The 4609-nt window shown below is 39.2% G+C and carries 1 protein-coding gene; it reads left to right on the top strand.

The annotated features are described in order from the left end of the window. Positions 1-81 precede the first annotated feature (81 nt). Positions 82-4095, top strand: coding sequence for a fibronectin type III domain-containing protein (locus ACOYLP_RS10860; protein ID WP_422856190.1), 4014 nt, complete (start codon positions 82-84; stop codon positions 4093-4095). The last annotated feature ends 514 nt before the right edge of the window (positions 4096-4609 follow it).

The raw sequence follows: 4609 nt of genomic DNA, 5'->3' as shown, positions 1-4609 counted from the left end.
CTGGAGGTTCTGATAGTACACCAGCAAACAATAGTGCAAATAACAGCTTAAGTACTCAATAAATAATTCAATAATTCAATAATGAAACATACAAAATTAATAATGCTATTTTGCATTGGGGCTTTATTCCTTGTTGGGAAGTCCTTTGGGCAAGCGAATCCTTTTATAAACGTTTTACCTTCTAATTCAGGGATCGTAGCTGTGGGTGATACCATCGATCTTATCGTAACTATCGGTAATAGTGGACCAATCTCAACTATTCCACAAGCTAAACTTAGACCAATTATTCAAGTACCTACTTCAGTGACATTTTTACCGAATGCAGCACAAACAGGCTTACCGGCAGGATGGACCATATTATCAAACTCTGGTTCACAATTACGAGTTTGTAATTCTACAGACCCTATTCCGGTAAGTACCAGTCGCACCATTATACTAAAGGCACAAGGTGTTACAGTTTCACCTGCACAAACTTTTGCCGGAAATATAAACTTTGGAAATGGTACTACTTGTGCAGCAGGTATTTCAGTAGCTGGCGATCTTATTACAGATAACTCAGCTACTTCTACTTTGCAAGTCACTGCGTTTTCACTGGATATGCTTGTAGTCTCACCGATTTCCTGTTATGGATTGACCAATGGTTCTATTCAGGCTAATCCTTCAGTGGTAGGACCTACCTATACTTATACACTTAATGGCGGCGTTGCTACCAACACAACTGGATTCTTTGATATGCTCGGAGCAGGCACCTATACAGTTTGTGCCACTGATGGCAGCAATTCCGCTTGCAGCGAAATTGTATTGACCGATCCAGCACAATTAATGGCTTCATCTATTGCTGGTTCCGTAGATTGTAATAATAGTTCAACTATTGTTAACGTAGCTGCTTTCGGTGGTACTGCTCCATATACTGGAACAGGATCATTTACAGTCAATGCAGGTCCTTATTCTTATACTGTCACAGACGCCAATGGTTGTACAGCAACTACTTCAGGTGTCGTAAATAGTATTCCGGATATGACTAATCCATCTATCTACGTGCAATCATCTTCTTTATTACCTGGAGTAACTGGACCATCAACAACTCAATCTCCTTATATATTGTCTCAATCAAAAGGTGGTAAATTCACTTCAATTTTGTCAGTAAACGATTCTGTAGGTTCTTATAGAATGGTAGGTATTCCTGATGGATTAGGTGCTTATGATAACAACAATGGTACTTTTACTTTATTAATGAATCATGAATTAGGAAATACACAGGGTATTGTTCGTGCTCACGGATCTACTGGCGCCTTTGTATCAAAATGGGTTATTAATAAATCAAACCTAGCTGTACAAAGCGGAAGCGATTTAATACAAAGTGTTTACAATTGGGATACAGCTACTAGTAGTTTTGTTTTAGGAACTACTCAATTCAATCGTTTTTGTTCGGCTGATCTTCCTTCAGTTTCTGCATTCTATAATCAAGCTACTGGTTTAGGTACTCCAGAGCGTATTTTTCTGAATGGTGAAGAATCAGGATCAGAAGGTCGTGCCTTTGGACATATTTTAACAGGAGCATCAGCAGGCGTTAGCTACCAATTGCCCTATTTAGGAAGATTCTCATGGGAGAATGCAGTTGCAAGTCCGGCATCAGGAGATAAAACGGTTGTGGCTGGTACAGATGATGCTACCCCCGGACAAGTTTACTTTTATATTGGTACAAAAACAAATTCAGGAACAGATATAGATAAAGCGGGATTAAACAACGGTAAATTATGGGGCGTAAAAGTGCCAGGTTTACCACTTGAATTATCTGCAAGTATTCCTGCTGCAAATACACCCTTTGCATTAGAAGATCTTGGATTTGTTCAAAATACAACAGGAGCAACTTTACATACAAATAGTGTTGCTGCTGGAGTAACTAATTTCCTTCGCCCAGAAGATGGAGCTTTTGATCCATCAAATCCTAACGATTTTTACTTTGTTACTACGAACTCATTTACGTCCCCAAGTCGTCTCTGGAGATTACGTTTTAATGACATTGCAAATCCAGAAACTGGTGGAACAATTACTGTTCTTTTAGACGGAACAGAAGGTCAAAAAATGTTAGACAACATGACTATTGATAAGTTAGGACACATTCTTTTACAAGAGGATCCAGGTGGTCAAGCTCATAGTGCTAAAATCTGGCAATATACGATTGCAACTGATTCATTAGAATTAGTAGGAAAACATGACCCAGCTCGATTTGGAGATTTAGTTGGATCAACTACAACGCCTGCAACATTGCCATTCAATAATGACGAAGAATCTTCAGGTATCATTGATATGTCTGACATATTAGGACCTGGAATGTTCTTATTAGATGTACAAGCACACTACACTACAGGTTTACCTAATTTAACAGAAGTTGTTCAAGGTGGACAATTATTGGCTTTCTTCAATCCTGCTTCGGTAAGTGCCACAGCATCTACGGCAAATGATACAGTGTTTGTTAGCACGAATAATTGTGCCGGAGTGACCGTATCATTGGGTACACCAGCTACAAGTGACAATTGCAGTGTAGCGAGCGTTACAAATGATGCACCGTCAACTTTTTTGATGGGCAATACTACGGTTACTTGGACGGTGACGGACGCTAATGGTAATACTAACACGGCTACACAAATAGTTGTAGTACAACCTGCACAACCAAGTTTAGCATGTTATGAAACAGCTACCTTCAATTACACGACTTGTTCTTGGGATATAACAGGATCTATGCCTCCTGCACCAACCGGATTAGCATGTTATGAAACAGCTACTTTCGACACAATTTCATGTTCATGGGTTGTAACTGGAACTATGCCAGCTATGCCTAACTTAGCTTGTTATGAAACGGCGACTTTCAACACAACTTCATGTTCATGGGTTGTAACTGGTTCTCCGAATCCACCAATTGTTACGACCATTTCAGCTTGTGTAACCTATAACTGGGCTATAACCGGTTTAAATTATACTGCATCAGGTGTTTACACAGCGAATGTAGCATGTCAGGATTATACCCTGAATTTGACCATCAATCCTTTGCCAACTGTTACTGCCAGCGACGTAAGTGCTTGTGCCGGTAATTCAGTTTCTCTGATTGGAAATCCTAGTGGTGGTACTTTTAGTGTGGCCAACCCATACAGTGGACCAACTACAACCTATACCTATACATATACCGATGGGAATGGTTGTACGAATACCTCTGCTCCGGCCAATATCTTTACGACCGCTGCACCTCCAGTAACTGGTATCAATATGAGTAATATTGGTGGAAATTCAGCTACTGTAAACTGGAATGGAATTCCTGGATTGATTTGGTATGAAATTCGTTACCGTGCAGTAGGTGCAGGTAGCTGGACAGGCGGTGGTACCCAAGCTGCTCCAACAACATTTAAAAATATTGTTGGTTTAACCGCAGGTACTCAGTATGAAGTGGAAGTGCGTGGATTCTGTAGTACGCCGAACTACCCGGGTCCTTGGAGTGCAACTTCAATCTTCACGACAAGCAATTCTTGTGTTGCTCCAATGAATTTGAATGCAATTAATATAACAGGTACTACAACTACCTTGACCTGGACAGCAATACCAAATACGAATTATTATCAAATTCGTTACCGTTTAGCGGCCGGTCCTGGTGCATGGGTAAATGGTACTGCTTCTGGTACCGCCACCAGCAAAAATTACACTGGATTAGCTTTGAATACCAATTACGAATGGCAAATTCGTGCTATCTGTAATCCTTCACCATTTACAACCGGACCTTGGAGTGAAATAAGTGACTGGACTACGTTGGCAAGTAAACCATCCGTAACGGAAGAGGTTTCATTACAAGAAGAAATCATGGTATATCCAAATCCGGCTACTTCAGTGGTAATGGTTGATATTACAGCAACAAATGCACAACAAACCGTTGTAAAACTGTTTGACATCAGTGGTCGACTGGTAAAACAAATGCAAGCCCGTCATGAAGCAGGTTCACACACCATGATCATCGGTCTGGATGAAATTTCTTCAGGTATGTATACCGTACAGGTATATTGCAATGATGCGCTGAAGCATACCAGCAAAATCAGCAAACAAGATTAATACAAGCTTTAATTAATCAGATGTATTAAGAGGCGCGCCGCAGGCGCGCCTCTTTGCGTTCAGTCATATAATCTTGAACTATTTTTAACCCAAATTTTGTCTCGTCCAAAAAGACGAGACAAAATTTGGGTTAAAAAACCGTTAATTTATGCTTAAACGTATTTTGTCGGGCTAAATTTCGCAAAATATAGTTTACCAGATCTTTTTTGAATGAAAGCCAGTTTTTAAAAAAAGATAAAATTTATACTTCATTTTCCATAGCACTTCCACAGAATTTTTGGAAATACCTTAAATTAATAGAAGGGATACAATTTCTTAATGTAATATAATGCAGCTATTTTATTTTTCTGGAATACGTTTGCGCTCTTATATGAATTACTTTTTATAAACATCCTTTTTAAGAAATTATAACTCCAACAAAAAATAATCAAAATGACAAAGAAAAGTTTAACACTCACATTTTTATTAGCTATTACAGGTATGATGGCTATGGCACAAGTAGTACCTACCACTT

The organism is Flavobacterium sp. (assembly GCF_049318325.1).
Taxonomy (GTDB): Bacteria; Bacteroidota; Bacteroidia; order Flavobacteriales; family Flavobacteriaceae; genus Flavobacterium.
This window is presented reverse-complemented; position numbering and strand designations above follow the sequence as displayed.

What these genes read in the sequence shown, in the direction of transcription:
- ACOYLP_RS10860 (WP_422856190.1), top strand. Translation starts at nt 82, where the DNA reads ATGAAACATACAAAATTAATAATGCTATTTTGCATTGGGGCTTTATTC.